The 15,088-nt window shown below is 61.6% G+C and carries 18 protein-coding genes and 1 tRNA gene; 9 read left to right on the plus strand and 10 right to left on the minus strand.

The window, feature by feature from the left end:
- Nucleotides 1–13 precede the first annotated feature (13 nt).
- The gene (locus tag AC0NIE_RS16630) at nt 14–1,219 is read left to right on the plus strand and encodes an NAD-dependent formate dehydrogenase (protein ID WP_473488207.1); all 1,206 of its coding nucleotides are present in this window, start codon (nt 14–16) and stop codon (nt 1,217–1,219) included.
- Nucleotides 1,220–1,537: 318 nt separating this feature from the next.
- Nucleotides 1,538–3,628 carry an EAL domain-containing protein gene (locus AC0NIE_RS16635; RefSeq protein ID WP_473488206.1) on the plus strand — a complete coding sequence of 697 codons (2,091 nt, stop codon included), beginning with the start codon at nt 1,538–1,540 and terminating at the stop codon, nt 3,626–3,628.
- 127 nt (nt 3,629–3,755) lie between these two features.
- Here the strand turns inward: AC0NIE_RS16635 and AC0NIE_RS16640 are convergent, their stop codons facing one another.
- From AC0NIE_RS16640 to AC0NIE_RS16660, 5 genes are all read right to left on the minus strand, one after another.
- A complete protein-coding gene (locus tag AC0NIE_RS16640) occupies nt 3,756–4,085 on the minus strand; it encodes a GYD domain-containing protein (RefSeq protein ID WP_165848547.1) in 330 nt (109 codons plus the stop codon).
- Nucleotides 4,086–4,339: 254 nt separating this feature from the next.
- Nucleotides 4,340–4,756, minus strand: coding sequence for a helix-turn-helix domain-containing protein (locus AC0NIE_RS16645; RefSeq protein WP_473488205.1), 417 nt, complete (start codon nt 4,754–4,756; stop codon nt 4,340–4,342).
- On the minus strand, nt 4,756–5,052 hold the full coding sequence (locus tag AC0NIE_RS16650; protein ID WP_473488204.1) for a type II toxin-antitoxin system HigB family toxin: 297 nt from the start codon (nt 5,050–5,052) through the stop codon (nt 4,756–4,758). Before AC0NIE_RS16650 ends, AC0NIE_RS16645 begins: the two co-directional genes overlap by 1 nt.
- 148 nt (nt 5,053–5,200) lie before the next feature.
- On the minus strand, nt 5,201–5,383 hold the full coding sequence (locus AC0NIE_RS16655; RefSeq protein WP_473488203.1) for a DUF3606 domain-containing protein: 183 nt from the start codon (nt 5,381–5,383) through the stop codon (nt 5,201–5,203).
- Between the two features lie 111 nt (nt 5,384–5,494).
- A tRNA-Gln gene (locus AC0NIE_RS16660) sits at nt 5,495–5,568 on the minus strand.
- Between the two features lie 126 nt (nt 5,569–5,694).
- Between AC0NIE_RS16660 and AC0NIE_RS16665 the strand changes: the two genes are divergently transcribed.
- The gene (locus AC0NIE_RS16665; RefSeq protein WP_473488202.1) at nt 5,695–6,081 is read left to right on the plus strand and encodes an ester cyclase; all 387 of its coding nucleotides are present in this window, start codon (nt 5,695–5,697) and stop codon (nt 6,079–6,081) included.
- 329 nt (nt 6,082–6,410) lie between these two features.
- Here the strand turns inward: AC0NIE_RS16665 and AC0NIE_RS16670 are convergent, their stop codons facing one another.
- From AC0NIE_RS16670 to AC0NIE_RS16680, 3 genes are all read right to left on the minus strand, one after another.
- Nucleotides 6,411–6,563 carry a hypothetical protein gene (locus tag AC0NIE_RS16670; protein WP_473488201.1) on the minus strand — a complete coding sequence of 51 codons (153 nt, stop codon included), beginning with the start codon at nt 6,561–6,563 and terminating at the stop codon, nt 6,411–6,413.
- A gap of 644 nt (nt 6,564–7,207) precedes the next feature.
- The gene (locus tag AC0NIE_RS16675) at nt 7,208–7,717 is read right to left on the minus strand and encodes a hypothetical protein (protein WP_473488200.1); all 510 of its coding nucleotides are present in this window, start codon (nt 7,715–7,717) and stop codon (nt 7,208–7,210) included.
- A 514-nt stretch (nt 7,718–8,231) separates the two neighbouring features.
- On the minus strand, nt 8,232–8,861 hold the full coding sequence (locus AC0NIE_RS16680) for an RBBP9/YdeN family alpha/beta hydrolase (RefSeq protein ID WP_473488199.1): 630 nt from the start codon (nt 8,859–8,861) through the stop codon (nt 8,232–8,234).
- A 112-nt stretch (nt 8,862–8,973) separates the two neighbouring features.
- Here AC0NIE_RS16680 and AC0NIE_RS16685 point away from each other — a divergent pair, with 112 nt between their 5' ends.
- Complete coding sequence (locus tag AC0NIE_RS16685; RefSeq protein WP_473488198.1) at nt 8,974–9,447, plus strand: Lrp/AsnC family transcriptional regulator; 474 nt, start codon at nt 8,974–8,976, stop codon at nt 9,445–9,447.
- A gap of 79 nt (nt 9,448–9,526) precedes the next feature.
- Here AC0NIE_RS16685 and AC0NIE_RS16690 read toward each other — a convergent pair whose 3' ends face one another.
- Nucleotides 9,527–9,997, minus strand: coding sequence for an Lrp/AsnC family transcriptional regulator (locus AC0NIE_RS16690; RefSeq protein ID WP_473488197.1), 471 nt, complete (start codon nt 9,995–9,997; stop codon nt 9,527–9,529).
- 160 nt (nt 9,998–10,157) lie between these two features.
- Between AC0NIE_RS16690 and AC0NIE_RS16695 the strand changes: the two genes are divergently transcribed.
- Nucleotides 10,158–10,910, plus strand: coding sequence for a tryptophan 2,3-dioxygenase family protein (locus AC0NIE_RS16695; protein WP_473488196.1), 753 nt, complete (start codon nt 10,158–10,160; stop codon nt 10,908–10,910).
- Nucleotides 10,911–11,191: 281 nt separating this feature from the next.
- A complete protein-coding gene (locus AC0NIE_RS16700; protein WP_473488195.1) occupies nt 11,192–11,626 on the plus strand; it encodes a DoxX family protein in 435 nt (144 codons plus the stop codon).
- Nucleotides 11,627–11,676: 50 nt separating this feature from the next.
- On the opposite strand, the gene AC0NIE_RS16705 is transcribed toward AC0NIE_RS16700, so the two are convergent.
- Nucleotides 11,677–11,982, minus strand: a complete 306-nt coding sequence (locus tag AC0NIE_RS16705; protein WP_473488194.1) for a hypothetical protein — start codon at nt 11,980–11,982, stop codon at nt 11,677–11,679.
- A gap of 503 nt (nt 11,983–12,485) precedes the next feature.
- Between AC0NIE_RS16705 and AC0NIE_RS16710 the strand changes: the two genes are divergently transcribed.
- The 3 genes from AC0NIE_RS16710 (at nt 12,486) to AC0NIE_RS16720 (ending at nt 15,068) form a co-directional block, all read left to right on the plus strand.
- A complete protein-coding gene (locus AC0NIE_RS16710; RefSeq protein ID WP_473488193.1) occupies nt 12,486–12,869 on the plus strand; it encodes a hypothetical protein in 384 nt (127 codons plus the stop codon).
- Between the two features lie 11 nt (nt 12,870–12,880).
- Nucleotides 12,881–13,939 carry a terminase large subunit domain-containing protein gene (locus AC0NIE_RS16715; RefSeq protein WP_473488192.1) on the plus strand — a complete coding sequence of 353 codons (1,059 nt, stop codon included), beginning with the start codon at nt 12,881–12,883 and terminating at the stop codon, nt 13,937–13,939.
- A 373-nt stretch (nt 13,940–14,312) separates the two neighbouring features.
- Nucleotides 14,313–15,068 (plus strand): phage terminase large subunit family protein, encoded by a 756-nt coding sequence (locus tag AC0NIE_RS16720; protein WP_473488191.1) that lies wholly within the window; start codon nt 14,313–14,315, stop codon nt 15,066–15,068.
- The last annotated feature ends 20 nt before the right edge of the window (nt 15,069–15,088 follow it).

Raw genomic sequence — 15,088 nt, forward strand, 5'->3', positions numbered from 1 at the left:
GGGAGAACCAAAAATGGCAAAGGTCGTTTGCGTCCTCTATGACGATCCGGTTGACGGTTACCCGTCAAATTACGCACGGGATGGGCTGCCAAAGCTCGACCGCTATCCCGGCGGCCAGACGCTTCCCACGCCGAAGGCCATCGACTTCGAACCGGGCGTTCTGCTCGGCAGCGTGTCGGGCGAACTCGGCCTGCGGCCATATCTGGAAAGCGCCGGGCACAGCCTGGTCGTGACCTCGGACAAGGACGGTCCCGACAGCGTTTTCGAACGCGAGCTCGGTGACGCCGAAATCGTCATCTCGCAGCCGTTCTGGCCGGCCTATCTGACCAAGGAACGGATCGCCAAGGCAAACCAACTGAAGCTTGCGATCACCGCCGGCATCGGGTCCGATCATGTCGATCTGCAGGCCGCGATGGACCGCGGCATCACCGTCGCCGAGGTGACCTACTGCAACTCGATCAGCGTGTCCGAGCATGTGGTGATGATGATCCTGGCGCTGGTGCGAAACTACATCCCCTCCTACCAGTGGGTCATCAAGGGCGGCTGGAATATCGCCGACTGTGTCGCGCGCTCCTATGATGTCGAAGGCATGCAGATCGGAACCGTCGGCGCCGGCCGTATCGGCAGCGCGGTGCTGCGCCGGCTGCGGCCGTTCGACGTCACACTGCACTACACCGACCGCCACCGCCTGCCCGAGGCAGTCGAGAAGGACCTCGGCGTCACCTTCCACCCAGACGCCGCGTCCATGGTCGGCATCTGCGACGTGGTGACAATCAATGCCCCGCTGCATCCGGAGACGGAAAACCTGTTCGACGAGGCGATGATCGCCAGGATGAAACGCGGCGCCTATCTGGTGAACACGGCGCGCGGCAAGATCTGCAATCGCGACGCCGTCGCCCGGGCGCTGGAGAGCGGCCAGCTCGCAGGCTATGCCGGCGATGTCTGGTTCCCGCAGCCGGCTCCCAAGGACCATCCGTGGCGATCGATGCCACATCACGGCATGACACCGCATATCTCGGGATCGTCGCTCTCGGCCCAGGCACGCTATGCCGCCGGCACGCGCGAAATCCTGGAGTGCTGGTTCGAAGGCCGGCCGATCCGCGAGGACTACCTGATCGTCGACGGCGGCAAGCTGGCCGGTGCCGGCGCGCATTCCTATAGTGCGGGCGACGCCACAAGCGGTTCGGAAGAGGCGGCGCGCTTCAAGGCCAAGGCGTGATCCGACAGAAGTTTGAGGCATTTGCCCGGCGCGTACCCCCCACCCTAACCCTCCCCACAAGGGGGAGGGAACGCTGCCGCGCGCCTTTACTTTCCTTTTGGCGCGCCGGAAGGCAGGCAATTTGCCGAGGTCAGCGCCAACGGAAGTCTCCTCCCCCTTGTGGGGAGGGGTTAGGGTGGGGTCCTCTTCGCAAGAAGCCATATGCGATTGCCCTGCCAAGTGGGGAGATTGGCCGTCCACCCCAGCCGCTACGCAGTAACGGTTTCTTCTTTGCTTTTGCCGCACAATGGCCGCGACGGGGCAGGCGAAGTCCAGGGCATGGCTGACAAGAAGAATCGCAACGGAGAGTTTTGGGAGCTGGCGCTCGAACGCGCGCATCTTGGCGTCTGGGATTGGGATCTCAGGAGCGGCGACTGTTTTTACTCGGCGATGTGGTCGCAAATGCTCGGCTATGGCGAGGGTGAGCTCGTCGAGGCGAGCGATCTCTGGCTGCAGCTGACGCATCCCGACGATCGCGAGCGGGCGGTGGCCAGCGGCGAACGCCACATTACCGGCCTGACCGATTCGATCGAGACCGAGCTCAGGCTGAAACACAAATCCGGTCACTGGGTATGGGTTCTCGATCGCGGCGGGGTGGTCGAACGCGATGTCGAAGGCCGGCCGGTCCGGCTGATGGGCGTCCAGACCGACATCAGCAAGCAGAAGCAAGCGGAAGCAGAGCTCGAACAGGTCAATGTCCGGTTTCGCCTGGCATTGGCCGCCAGCGGCACCGGCATCTGGCATCACGATCTTGCCGCACGCAAAAGCTACTGGGACGAGCGCACGCGGGAAATCTTCGGGCTTGTCGCCGAAACCGACGAGGTGTCGCAAGACCTCTGGCACAGCTATCTGCATCCGGACGACAGGGCCGACGCCGAGCAGGCCCACCTGGCGCCGCTGCAAACCCAAAAGGTCGTCGCCGTGCAATACCGCATCATCAAGCGGGACGGCGACATCAGACATGTCGAATCGCTGATACGGTTCATCGCCGACGCCCAGTCGTCGGGCCAGATCCTGGGCACGGTGCGCGACATCACCGAGGCCAAGCAACGCGACCAGGAACTTGCCCATGCGGCCCGCCATGACGCCCTGACCGGCCTTTTGAACCGCGCCGCATTCGACCGGCTGCTGGCCCAGCATATCGCAACAGCGCGCCCGCTCGCGGTGTTCTACGTCGACCTCGACTACTTCAAGGCCTTGAACGACTTCGCCGGTCACGCCGCCGGCGACCTTGCACTTAAGCGCGTCGCCGAGCGCATTCTGGGCTGTCTGCCGCCGTCGGTGCATGCCGCGCGCCTCGGCGGCGACGAGTTCGCGCTGCTGGTGCCTGACTGCGGCGCAGCGCAAGCCGAGCGTCTCGCCGGCGCCGTTCTCGCGGCGGTTCGCGATGCCGACCTCGGCTCGACGGCGGCGTCGCGCAAGCTCGCGGCCAGCATCGGCATCGCCTTTGTCGCCGATGAGAATACCGCAGTGGCCGACGCGCTCGCCTGCGCCGACGACGCCTGCTATGCGGCCAAGGCCGCCGGGCGCAATCGCTTCGCGGTGTTCTCCCCTGAGACAACATCCGGGGGCCTCAATGCGGCGCGGCTGGCGGCCGACACCGTCGATGCCATGGAAGACGGAAGGCTGAAACTGTTCGGCCAGGAAATCCATCGCCTCGGACAACCCTGGCAAGAGAACCGCCATGTCGAGGTCCTGGCGCGGCTCGCCGGGCGCAACGGGCGGCTGATCCCGCCGGGCGAGTTCATCCCGGCGGCGGAGCGGTTCGGCATTGCCTCGCGGCTCGATCGCTGGATCATCAGGACGGCGCTCTCGCTGCATGGTCCGGCGCTGAAGTCAGGGGCGCTCACGCTCGGCTTCAACCTGTCGGCACAGACGCTGAGCGATCCGCAGCTTTGGGATTTCGTCGACGCCGTCATCGATGAGACCGGGGTGCCGCATTCCGGCATCGGCTTCGAGATCACGGAAACCGCCGCGGTCACCAATTTCACTGCTGCCGAAGAGTTCGTCCGCAAGGCGCGCGAGCGGCGCTGCCGCGTCAGCCTCGATGATTTCGGGGCGGGCATGAGCTCGTTCGAATATCTCCGCCGCTTTCCCGTCGACACGATCAAGATCGACGGTTCCTTCATCGAGCATATTGCGGAGAGCCGTTTCGACCGCGAGATCGTCTCAGCCATATCGGGCATAGCCAGAAGCCTCGACTGCTCCGTGGTGGCGGAGAAGATCGAAGAGCAGGATGCGCTCGACATCCTCAGGGATATGGGCGTTGCCTTCGGCCAGGGATTTCTGCTGCACCAGCCGGAGCCGCTGCAAGCGATCGTTACGCGGGCGAGCGCGCGAGCGGCTTTGCCAGCTGGACGGCGAGCGTAGCATTCGCTGGCCGGATGCGAGGCTGCAGGACCCTCGGATCAAGCCTGAGGGCATGCTTTTGGGCGACATGATTAACGGCCGCGAGAAAGTCTGGAAACAGTTCCGGCGCTCACACCGCGCGAGTTGGTCAGGGCTTTCCCGGCGGGCGATACCGGACCGACTTCGCCTTGCCGAGGGCTTGCATCGTTTCTTCGACGCTTAGGAGAACGGTGGTCTCGTACGAGCTGAGCGCGCCTCCCGCACCAATGGCAAGCGCGACAGATGCCATCGAAACGTTGTCTGGCGCCTCCCACAGATTCCAACCGTCGTGCTCTCCGAAGGCGTACCAGAACCCGTGCAGCTTTCCGCCGACCGACTCGATGTAGGTGCGGGCTGCCTCGCGTCTATCCTCGGGGTTTTCGATCAGGCGCGCCCAGGTCTCGGGCGTATAGCTGAATCGTGAGAGATACATGGGCATGGTTCGCCTCCAGGCCGACCCCAGCGGCTCGGCGTCGAGGGATCGAGGGGGGACTGGCGCCGAGCCTGACCGGTTGGGTAGTTCACCGGCTGACAAAATATGCGCTCAAGCTAATTTAAGCGCAACACCTATGAATCCGCGCTCCGAGGTCGATCAGGCCGATCTTGAGGGCAGGGTTTCCAAGCTGTCAGGACTTTAGGCATTGCAAGCAGGTCTTCGCCAATTGGCAATACACGAAATGTCTTGCCATCGCTTCAAATGCTGCGCGCCGGCCGGCGCCGTTCGGTCTTCTGATCACCTGAAAGGTGGTAAGGCTGGATAAGCACTTCCGCCGGAATGTGCCAATTCTTGTGGATCTGGTGCACCATATCCATCGTCAGCAAGCGCTTTCTGTTCAAGATTTCCGAGGCTCGTGAAGCCGAGCCGATGACTTCGGCAAGGGCCACCTGCTTCAGGCCGGCCATTTCCATATGTGCGCGAATGGCCGTGACAGGGTCCGGCGCCTCGATCGGATAATGCCTGGTCTCATAGGCTTCGATGAGGTCGGCGAGCACATCGAAACGGTCGCCGTCGGGAGAACCGATCTCGGGCTCGTTGTCGAAATATCGGGCGATCTCAGCGATGGCCCAGTCATAGTCAGCTTCGGTTTTGAGGGGGCGAATGTTTTTCATCACACGGTTTCCGCATCTATCTTATCGTATTCGGTATGGGTGCCGACGAACTTGATCAGCACCCGCTTGTACGTGTAGCTGACATGAAGGATGACCCAGTATTTGTTGCCGGCGATGTCGAAAATCGCACTGATATCACTGACGAAGTCCACGTTCGCGCCAAACTGATTCTTGATGTCAGCGGAGGTCTTCCATTCGACCTTGTCGACCGCCAGATACCAGGCGGTCAGCGGCCCCTTCGCCTGGGGGTGCCTGGTCCAGAAGGCGACAAGGGTCTTTCTGCTGACGATCTGCACGCGTTGATATAGCAAGTTCCCAAAGCGGGAACAAGGTGGGCGAGTTCCCAAAACAGGAACCGAGGGCATGGTCAAGCCGTAGTGACGATCGGGCCGCAGTTATGATCCGGCCGCGGTGATGATCCGGGTCGACGCCGCCGGATGCGGATCAGGCGTTGCGGCTCGCCATATGCGCATCGAGCTTCCTTCTCGAAGGCCCGTACCGCTTGATGATGGTCGCGGCCTCGCTTGGCGGTAGGCCGTATTTTTTCGCAAAAGCCGCAACGTCGTAAGGCTCCTCACCGGAGGCCGGTTTGCGGTCCTGCTTGGTCTTGGATTTGTCGTCGGCCATGTCGTCCTCCGTCACGTCAGGTGGTTATAGTGCTCCTTGGTCGGTCCGACCACCTTGCCAGTTGAAAAGGACGGCACACCGGTCCGATCGGTTGCCTGGCGCGGGCGATGCTGGTTCCCGCTCATGGACTCGAACCACGATTCACGCCTTCAAAGGGCGCTGTCCTACCATTAGACGAAGCGGGAATAGAGGAAGTGGACGCTGTCTAACACTTTCTCATCCGCGCATGAAGCCGCTTCATGCCGTCATCTGCGTGAGCGCGAGAATACCGCCTTTTCAGCAGGACCCGTTAGAAGATAGGGTCAGTCGCGATGATTAAAACCGACCTCTCCGACGTCTACCGAGACTACATTGCCTGCCTGAATAAGCAGGACTGGGAGAAGCTGGGACAGTTCGTTGATGATGAGGTGATCCACAACGGCCGGCGGCTCGGCTTGTCAGGTTATCGCGAAATGCTGGAGAGAGACTTTGCTGAAATCCCGGACCTTTATTTCAACGTCCGGATGTTGATTTCCGATCCGCCTTATATAGCGAGCCGGCTTGATTTCGATTGTACCCCGAAAGGAACATTCCTCGGCCTCCCTATAAGCGGGAGGAGAGTTTCCTTTGCCGAGAATGTTATCTATGAATTTCGGGACAAAAATATTGTACAAGTATGGTCCGTTATAGACAAGGCGGCTATCGAAGCTCAGCTTTAGCACGAGGGATTTTCACGTAACTTATCTCGAAGCATTCTTCACCTGCTGGCTTAATAGCCCCTGAGCGTAGGGCTCTATCGGGCCAATCGTTGCGACGTAAGCACACTGTCAGTGCCTTGTCGCGGAAGGCGCTTGAGCACGACCTTGGTCATGTCTGTCTCCCTCTATTCATGGCCCATACGCCACTCCATCCGGCCCGACGCATACCCAGGGCTGGACGACGCCTCCGATCCGGAGGTTCCCCCGGGTGTAGCACTTGGTCCGCGATCCTCGCATGTCATCCAGCACGAGGATGCAGACGAGGAGAATGGCCGCGACGACTAGCGTCTTCATGTCGACGCCCACGCAAAGAAGTAGTACTGGCCGCCACCGAGGTCGAGGCAGCCAGTTGGACCCCACTTGTCGTCGATCCTGGGGTCCTGCTGGTCCATGAGGAGGCGAGCGTAGTCGGCGGGCTCGAAGCCCGGTGGCAGGTCGATCATGGTGAATTTCGTATGCCCCCGCATCTGCGCATTAGTCGTAGTCGTATTAGGCGTTACTAACAAGTGGTAATCGTGTGGAACAAAGACGGTCTGAGTTTTTGTATCGATGGCCGTGAGGTGGCTACTTCAAATCGTAGACTCATAACCCGGCGCGATATGGAAGCGGCCAATCGGTAACCCACTTGCGAACATCGCGGTGCTGGCGGTAAATGTGGCATGGCCGAAATCGCTCCACCATCCTCATTGAGAAATCGGCTCCTACTCATCGGCGTTTCTATATCCTTTTCATCACCAGCCTTGGCGGAGGTGGCCGACAAGGAACCCACAACCGTTCAGCTATGGTTAGTTCCGGCAGTTATCACCGCTGTTGGTTTCATATTGGCGACGAAGCGGCCTTCGTTCGCGCTTCTTCTTCTGCCTGTATCTTTGTTGTGCGCTTGGGGGCAAATCGATGAACTGCACGACCCCTTTGTCGGGCCAGCAATACGACGCGAGCTGGGCGATACGTATTTCGTTCACGCATACCTAGCGTCGGCGATGGCGGTAGCCGGGCCCTTTATAGCCTGGGCAGCGCTTCTGTTCCGCAGGGGGCGAAGCAACCGCTGAACACAAGCCTCGGTACTTCCTGATCATGGGTTCACGACCTAGACTCGTGTTATCGCCAACAGCCACGCCAGAAGTTCCAGCAACAATAGAAACAGGGCAAGCTGTAGCGACATGCGCAGGCGCTGAATGATCCGCCAGTTGCTGGCCATGTCGGTTTTGATGCGGAGCGCAAGCGCGCGGTGCATCACACCCATGGTTCCGGAAGGGTTTTTATCGACAAAGTCCTGGAGCAGGCGCTCTGGATCGAAGCGGAACGAATAGGCGTAGTAGGGCCACAACATGATCACGACCAGCAGCCCGATCAGGAAAAGCAGCGCCAGCGCCAGCCGGTCCCACAGCCCCAGCCCATCCAGGAGGGCTCTGCCGCCGAGGAGAGAACTTACGAACGCGGTTGCAAAGATCAGATTGCCCGCTCGCGTATTGAGGCTCTCCACCACGTTCTGCTGATGCAGAAGACCTCGCACCGCCTCGGCATAAAGAAAGGCCAGGCGGGGGTCAGATGCCGCAGCGGGCTGGTTTTCTCCCACCGATGAAGAGTGCTCGGCCATGAGGTGTCGTTCCACGTTCCGAAATGAACCACGATATGAACAATGGCAGCTGCCTGACTACCGCCTGTCAAGGACCCGGCCTTGACGCCTGAACACGCTGCCCCAGATTACGCGGCGGAGTTTCAGATATGCGATACGACTGGCAGGGGCGCAAATTCCTGGAACGGCATTTCGGCATTGTTATTGCAATTGGCCTGGTTGCAGGGCTGTCGGCCCTGGCCGCGCTGGGCTACACGCCTTAAAGCCTCTGACTTAGCGCCCAAATCCCTAATGTAAGCGAAAAGTAACGGTTCCACGCAACCAGACCCGCCACGTGCATTTCAGTGCATGACGATGTTTCGCCCCGATATCCCTGCAAAATGCTGCGCTTATTGCGGCGGGCGCGACCATGACTACGAGAACTGCCCGAAGTGGAAAGCTGACGCCGTACAGCAGAGAGCGAGGCGCCTCGCCGCACTCAGCGGACAGAGCGCTTCAGCTTCGCCGGCTTGCGCAAATCATCGTCTACCGTCTGCTAGCCCGGACCTTGCGCGCCTAGGCCGGCTGCGGTCTTAGGAAGCGAGCGTCCGCTGGATCGCTCACCTTGGCGAAGCAGGCTTTGGCCGTCTCGTTCCGTCTGTTCCACGAAGGCCCCCAGCAGTTCCATTCCTGTTGTCCATTCGCCGAGGCCGCTGTCGCCATTGATGTGGCCGAGCGGTCCGGCGACATGGAGTTCGCTGCCCCATTGACCGGCTTTGGCCCTGACAGAGTCCAGCGAGCCATAGGGATCGTTGGTGCTGGCAACGACCAGCGAGGGAAAGCGAAGCCGCTGTTGCGGTGTGCCGGCGAAGCGGTGCGCGACCGAGGGAAAGGCTGACGCCGCCGGATCGGGAACCGCGACCAGGAATGCACCGCCGACGTCGCGGCCCGAAATGCGCTGCCAGTGCGCGACCAGCAGACAGCCGAGGCTGTGAGCGACGAGTACGGGCGGCGCTTTGGCCTCGGACACCGCAGTTTCCAAGGCAGCGACCCAGTCGTCGAAATCGGGCAGGTCCCAGCTCACCGGTGTGAACCGCCGCATGGTCGGGTTCACCCGCTGCCAGCGGGTCTGCCAATGGGCCTCGCCCGACCCGCCAATGCCCGGCACGATGATGAAATCAGTCATGGGAATCCTTGTTTCTCGTGGAATACTCGCTCGGATTCTAGGTCTTTCCTTGGCCGGTGGAATGAGAGATCATCGGAAAAGAGCGGCGAATTCCGATGGATTGAAGGTTTCGATGCAGAACGGCATTTATCGTCCAAAACTTGATCCCACCGATGTGGCGATCGTCGAAGCCCTGCAGGAGGACGGCCGGATCGGCATTTCGGAGCTCGGCCGGCGCGTCGGCCTGTCCCAGCCCGCCACCTCGGAGCGGGTCAAGCGGCTGGAGGAACGCGGCATCATTGCCGGCTACAAGGCGGTGATCGATCCGGCAGCGCTGGGGCTCAGCACCACAGCCGTCATCCGCCTGCGCACCACGCATGAGCACATCCAGGCCTGCCTGAAAAAATTCGCGCAATTGCCTGAGGTGATCGAAGTGCTGCGAGTGACCGGCGAGGATTGTTTTCTGGTCAAAGTCGTGGTCCCGTCGCCGCCCGACCTTGAAAGCATCGTCGACACAATCGGCCGGTACGGCGCGGTGACGACAAATGTGGTGCTGCGCGCCGAGCCACCGAAACGGCTGGGGCGCGAGCTGATGACGAGGCCGTGACCGCTGCCATCCGACAGAGCTCCGAAAAAGGAGCCCTGGACGGATTTCGTTAGGGCAGGCGGCCTCCGCTGTCGGCCCGTTATCGCTTTTGCGTATGACCAACCGCATTGGCGAAAGAAATGTCACCCTTGATCTCGCGCATGGCCATCGAGGTGATCGTCCGACGCACGCCGGGCAGGCGGCTGAGCTCGACGCGCAGCATCCTGTCCAGCGCCATCATGTCGACCGTCACGATCTGCAGGAGATAGTCGGCCTCGCCTGTCGTGGCGTGGCAGCGCCGGATCAGCGGGTGCGCCTGGACTGCGGCCTCGAAGGCTTCGGAAAGCTCGAAATCGATCGACACCTGGATGAAGGCTTCGATGCCGAAGCCGAGCTTTGCCGGGTCGATCCGTGTCGAGTAGCCGCGGATGATGCCGGCGTCCTCCAGCGCCTTGACCCGCTTCCAGCACGGCGTCTTGCTTAAGCCGACCACGTCGGCGAGCACCGCGAAGGAGGTACGCGCGTCGCGTTCCAGCGCTGCGACGATCTTCCGGTCGAGGGCATCCAGCATCAAACGTTCTCCAGGACGGCGCCATGAATGGAATTTCGTCCTTCAATTCTCGCTATTTGAATAACAGAAGGGAACAATATTCAAGCCAAGAGCGCTTATTCTCCAGCCTCGGACCGAACAGATGCCCTGAACCGACGGGCCGGGCAAAGGAGCAGCTGCCATGCACAAGCCGGATTATTACGCCCGCATCGAAGCGCCCGATATGCGCGACTACGGCGTCTACCTCCAATGCGACAAGCTTCTCGCCTGCCAGAAGCCGCTGGCCGAGATGGTCAATGCCGACGAGCTGCAGTTCCAGATCGTGCATCAGGTCGAGGAGCTGTGGATGAAGCTCATCACCTACACGCTGGTCGATGTCTTAGACTTCCTCGAACAGCAGAACACGCATCGCGTCGTCACGCTGATGGGGCGCGTGCATCGGCTGATGCGCATGATGACGGTGCAGCTCGACCTGCTCGAAACCATGTCGCCCAAGGAATACCAGGAGATTCGCCTGCAGCTCGGCAATGGCAGCGGCCAGGAATCGCCAGGCTTCAAGCTCTTGCTGCGCATGCCGCCGGACCTGTGGCAAGCCTTCAAGGCGTCCTATCTCGATGCTCGCGGGCTCTCGGTCGAGGATGTCTACGATACCAGGTACGATCACGGCGACAGCTATGTCGTCGCCGAGGCGCTGATCGAGTTCGACGAGCTGTTCCAGAAATTCCGAGCCAACCATCTCTACCTCATCCACCGTTCGATCGGGCTGGGCTCGAAATCGCTGAAGGGCCGGCCGGTCGAACTGCTGCAGGCCGGCGCCCTTCATCGCTTCTTCCCGGAGCTGTGGGACATACGCTGCGACATGACCGACCGCTGGGGCAGCCAGTATGGGACGGTACGGGATCCGATCAGCCACCCGGAGGCGAAGGTAGGATAAGGCATAGATGCCGCGATCCCTTCTCCCACAAGGGGAGGGGAGGCGCCGCGCGAACCTCGAGGACTCTAAAGCGCGTCGCGGTCGACCGGCCTCATGCGACGCGCTTTAGGTTCTTGTTTTCATGCATATCGTTATCGCAAAACCGCTGCACACTTTTGCGCGACATCCATAGTCCTGGAAGCTTGCGCCCTTTGAGTCAAAGCTATTTTGAATCCTGATGTCGGGTTTGCGGCTCGTGTATCGTCCTTGGGGCGAAACCCGTCGCAACCCCGGAGGACATCATGTCGTTGGAATCCGCTCAATCACCCGTTCAAACGCCGTGGCAAACCGCGGCAATCCTCATTGGCCGCCTGATCTTCGCGGCCGTCTTCCTGATGGCGGTGACCTTCAAGTTCATCGACATGGGCGCCACCGCGGGCTACATCGCCGCCGCCGGATTTCCGTTCCCGTTGTTTCTGGCCTGGTGCGCGGCCCTGCTCGAGGTCGTCCTCGTGCTGTGCTTCCTGACCGGCGCTTTCTTCACACCGGCCGCCCTCGTTGCCGCCGTCTATGTCATCTTCCTCGCCTTTGCCTTCCATGGCCCGTCGCACTGGGCCGGTAACCAGGCCGAGTTCGGGTTTTTCGTCGATCATTTTACTTTCCTGGCCGGGCTGCTGTTTGCCGCCGTGCATGGGCCGGGCCGCGTGCTGACCTGGAAGCCAGTATCGGGCAGCTGATCGCACCTCGGCTGGCAAGCGGCGTTCCGATACGGGAGGCGATCGCAACGTCACATCTGGTCATTGTAGGGTTCCTTCATCTGGCCGACCATGCGCGCCAGTTTCGAGAACGACGGCATGTCCGCCTCCGGCTGGCACTGATTGGCCAGTTCCAGCAGCCGGATCGGGAAGTTGACGGCATCGCGGCTCGACGCCGACATGCCTTCGGAGCGCTCCTCGCTGGTCTCGCTGGCTTCGGCCTTGCGCAAGGCGATGTCTATCTCTTCGACCGTCAGCACGCCCTTGCGGACAAGGATCTGATTGATCGCTGCGACGGCCATCAGCAGGCCCTCGAGTTGCAGATTGGCGACATTCATGGCTTTGCTCCCATTGGCAAAATTGCAAACGCGCGAAAGCCGGTTCCGATCCGGACAACTGCACCATATCGCGGCGGGCGGCCGAATTTTAGGCCGGCCCGCGAGATTTCGCTTGCTTTGTGACGGCAGCTATGCTAGGAATATATTCATGGTGCTGATTTGCGCCAACGACCCGCCCGCCGAGGCGGGTTTTTGTTTTTAGCCCCTTTCGAACGTTTGTGCCTGTGTTGCCGATATCAAATGTCGGCGGGACAGCACCCCCCTCTGTCCTGCCGGACATCTCCCCCACAAGGGGGGAGATTGGCTGGTGCATCGTTTCGCCAATCGCCTGCCTTTGCAGGAAGAACGCGGCGAGTGAAGCAGCTGATCTTCCCCCTCGAGGGGGAGATGGCCGGCAGGCCAGAGGGGGGCGCGAAGGATCGCGACGCGTGTGGTCATCGGTTTCACGCACTGACTTTCGTCAAAGTATCCTCCCGCATCGCACACCACCACCAGAGCCCCCCATGTCCAAGCGTTACGCCACCATCATCACCGACGATGACGGCCGCGAGGTCGTCAGCGCCATTGGCGAGTTCGAGGGCGCCGCACCTGCGCGCCACGGCCGGGTCGAGCCGGTCGCCGCCGGTGTGCGGATCGGCATGGTTCGGGACGTCGACGCGGCCGGCGGCTTTGGGTTTCCGCAAGCGGGCGTCAGCGCCGGTGCGGTGAGCATCGCCAGGGCGGCGCTCAAAGCCGCGTCAGGCGCCGGCAAGTCCGGCAGCGCGGCTGGGGCAAAGGGCGATGCGGCAAGCCGGCCGCGGAAGCCAACGCCTGCAAAGCCCGGCAAGCGGGCGCGCAAGAAACCTAAGCGCCCGGCCAAGAAAACAGCGAAGCCGGCGGCGGGATGATGGGGTAGGGCATGGCCGAGGATTCTTTCAGCGACGAACCGCCTGATGTGACGGAACGGCCGTCCGGCCGACCGAGGCGGGCGAAGAAGACGCTGGCCGATGGTTTTCTGGAAGCCATCCGCGCCGATTTCCGGGCGCATGGCGCCGGCGTCATCGCCGAGGTTCGCACCGAAAAGCCCGACCAGTATCTGAAGATCGTGCTGTCGGTGCTGCCCAAGGATTTGCACGTCAACATCAACAGTCTGGAAGCATTGAGCGATGAGGAATCAGGCAGCGCATCCGCGGCCTCGAAGCCGTCCTTCGGCCATTCCTCCAAAAGCCTGACCTCGAAAAGCCGAGCCTCGCAAAGCTCGGCCTCGAAAAGCCAGGCCGCGGCAAAGACCGAGTATCTGAGCCTGCTCAGGGAACTGGACCGTAGACGCCGCACTAACCAGCTTGCCGCCTACCGGCCTTATCTCAGGCAGGCCGAATTCCATGCGGCGGGCGCGACCAACCGTGAGCGGCTGTTCATGGCCGGCAACCAGCTCGGCAAGACAAGGGCCGGCGGCGCCGAATGGGCAATGCATCTCACCGGCCGCTATCCCGAGTGGTGGCAAGGCAAGGTTTTCGACACGGCCGTGCGGCTATGGGCGGCCGGCGTCACCGCCGAGGGCACGCGCGACAACCCGCAGCGCGTCCTGATCGGCCCGCCGCAGCAGCCGGCGGCGTGGGGCACCGGCATGATCCCGGCCGACGCTATTCTCAGCACCATCATGGGGCGCGGCGCGCCGCATGGGCTGGACAGCGTCGTGGTGCGCCATGGCGGCGGCGGCGATGTCCAGGCTGATGAATCGGTGCTGTCGTTCAAGAGCTATGAGAAGGGCCGCGAGAAATGGCAGGGCGAGACGCTGCACGGCGTCTGGTTCGACGAGGAGCCGCCGCTCGACATCTATTCGGAAGGCCTGACCCGCACCAATGCGACCGGCGGCATCACCATCGTCACCTTCACGCCGCTGCTCGGCATGTCGGAGGTGGTGTTGTTGTTCCTGTCGGCGGGGGAGGTGGATAGGAAGGCAAAAGCCAGCGGATGAAGTCGAATCAAGGGTATTTGCTGCCCGCAAGCTGTCTGGCGCGGGCATTAGGATCGGTTGCTTTCCGGGTAAGCGGTTGACACCATATCCTTTCATCCCCTGTAATCTGATTGTACCAGACATTGCATACTTTATTTGGTGTGTCCGGGGTACAAACTTCGTGTTTGAATCCCCTGAGCATGTACATCCTGCAGGTCTGCTTGCTCGTGTCATAAGGCACGTTCGACTGGCATGCTGACGCACTGGCTGCAATGGCCACGACGATTACTATACGAATCATGTATTTCCCCCAAGTTGCCAGCAGCTTTGCACTGATGGACAGTATTATCAATGGCAGTCGCTCGCCGCGGCAAGTTAATTACGGAACTCTAATATGTCTCGACGCGTCACCTTCATGACCATCGACGATGCCGGGCACTATTCGCCTGAGCAGCGCGCCGCGATCATCGCTGCTTATCCGGAGCATGAGCGCGAGGCGCGGGCCAAGGGCATTCCGGTGCTCGGCTCCGGCCGCATCTTTCCGGTGCCGGAAGAGCTGATCGCCTGCGAGCCGTTCCGGCTGCCGCGCTACTGGCCGCGGCTCGGCGCGCTGGATTTCGGCTGGGACCATCCGTCTGCAGCGGTCGAGCTCGCCTGGGATACCGAGGCCGATGTCGTCTACGTCGTCAAAGCCTGCCGGGCGTCGCAGCAAACGCCGGCGATGCAGGCGCTGACCTTAAAACCGTGGGGCGAATGGTTGCCCTGGGCATGGCCGCGCGACGGCCGCCGCGAGACGCTGGAAGGTGCGGGCGTGGCACTTGCCCGGCAATACGCGGCGCATGGGCTCAACATGCTGACCAGCCATGCGCAGTTCGCCGACGGTTCGGTGTCGGTCGAGGCCGGGCTGATGGAGATGCTCGACCGCATGCAGAGCGGCCGCTTCAAGGTGTTTTCGACGCTTTTGCCTTGGTTCGAGGAGTTCCGTCTCTATCACCGCAGGGACGGCCAGGTGGTGAAGCTGCGCGACGATCTGATGGCCGCGACACGCTACGGCGTGATGATGCTAAGGGAAGCCGTGGTCGACCCGGCGGAGTTCAAGACGGTGCGGCGAAAGGCGGGGCAGAGTGATCCGCTGGGGGCGTTTCGGTGACTCGAAGGCAACCACATACC

The organism is Mesorhizobium sp. WSM4842, from assembly GCF_055901575.1.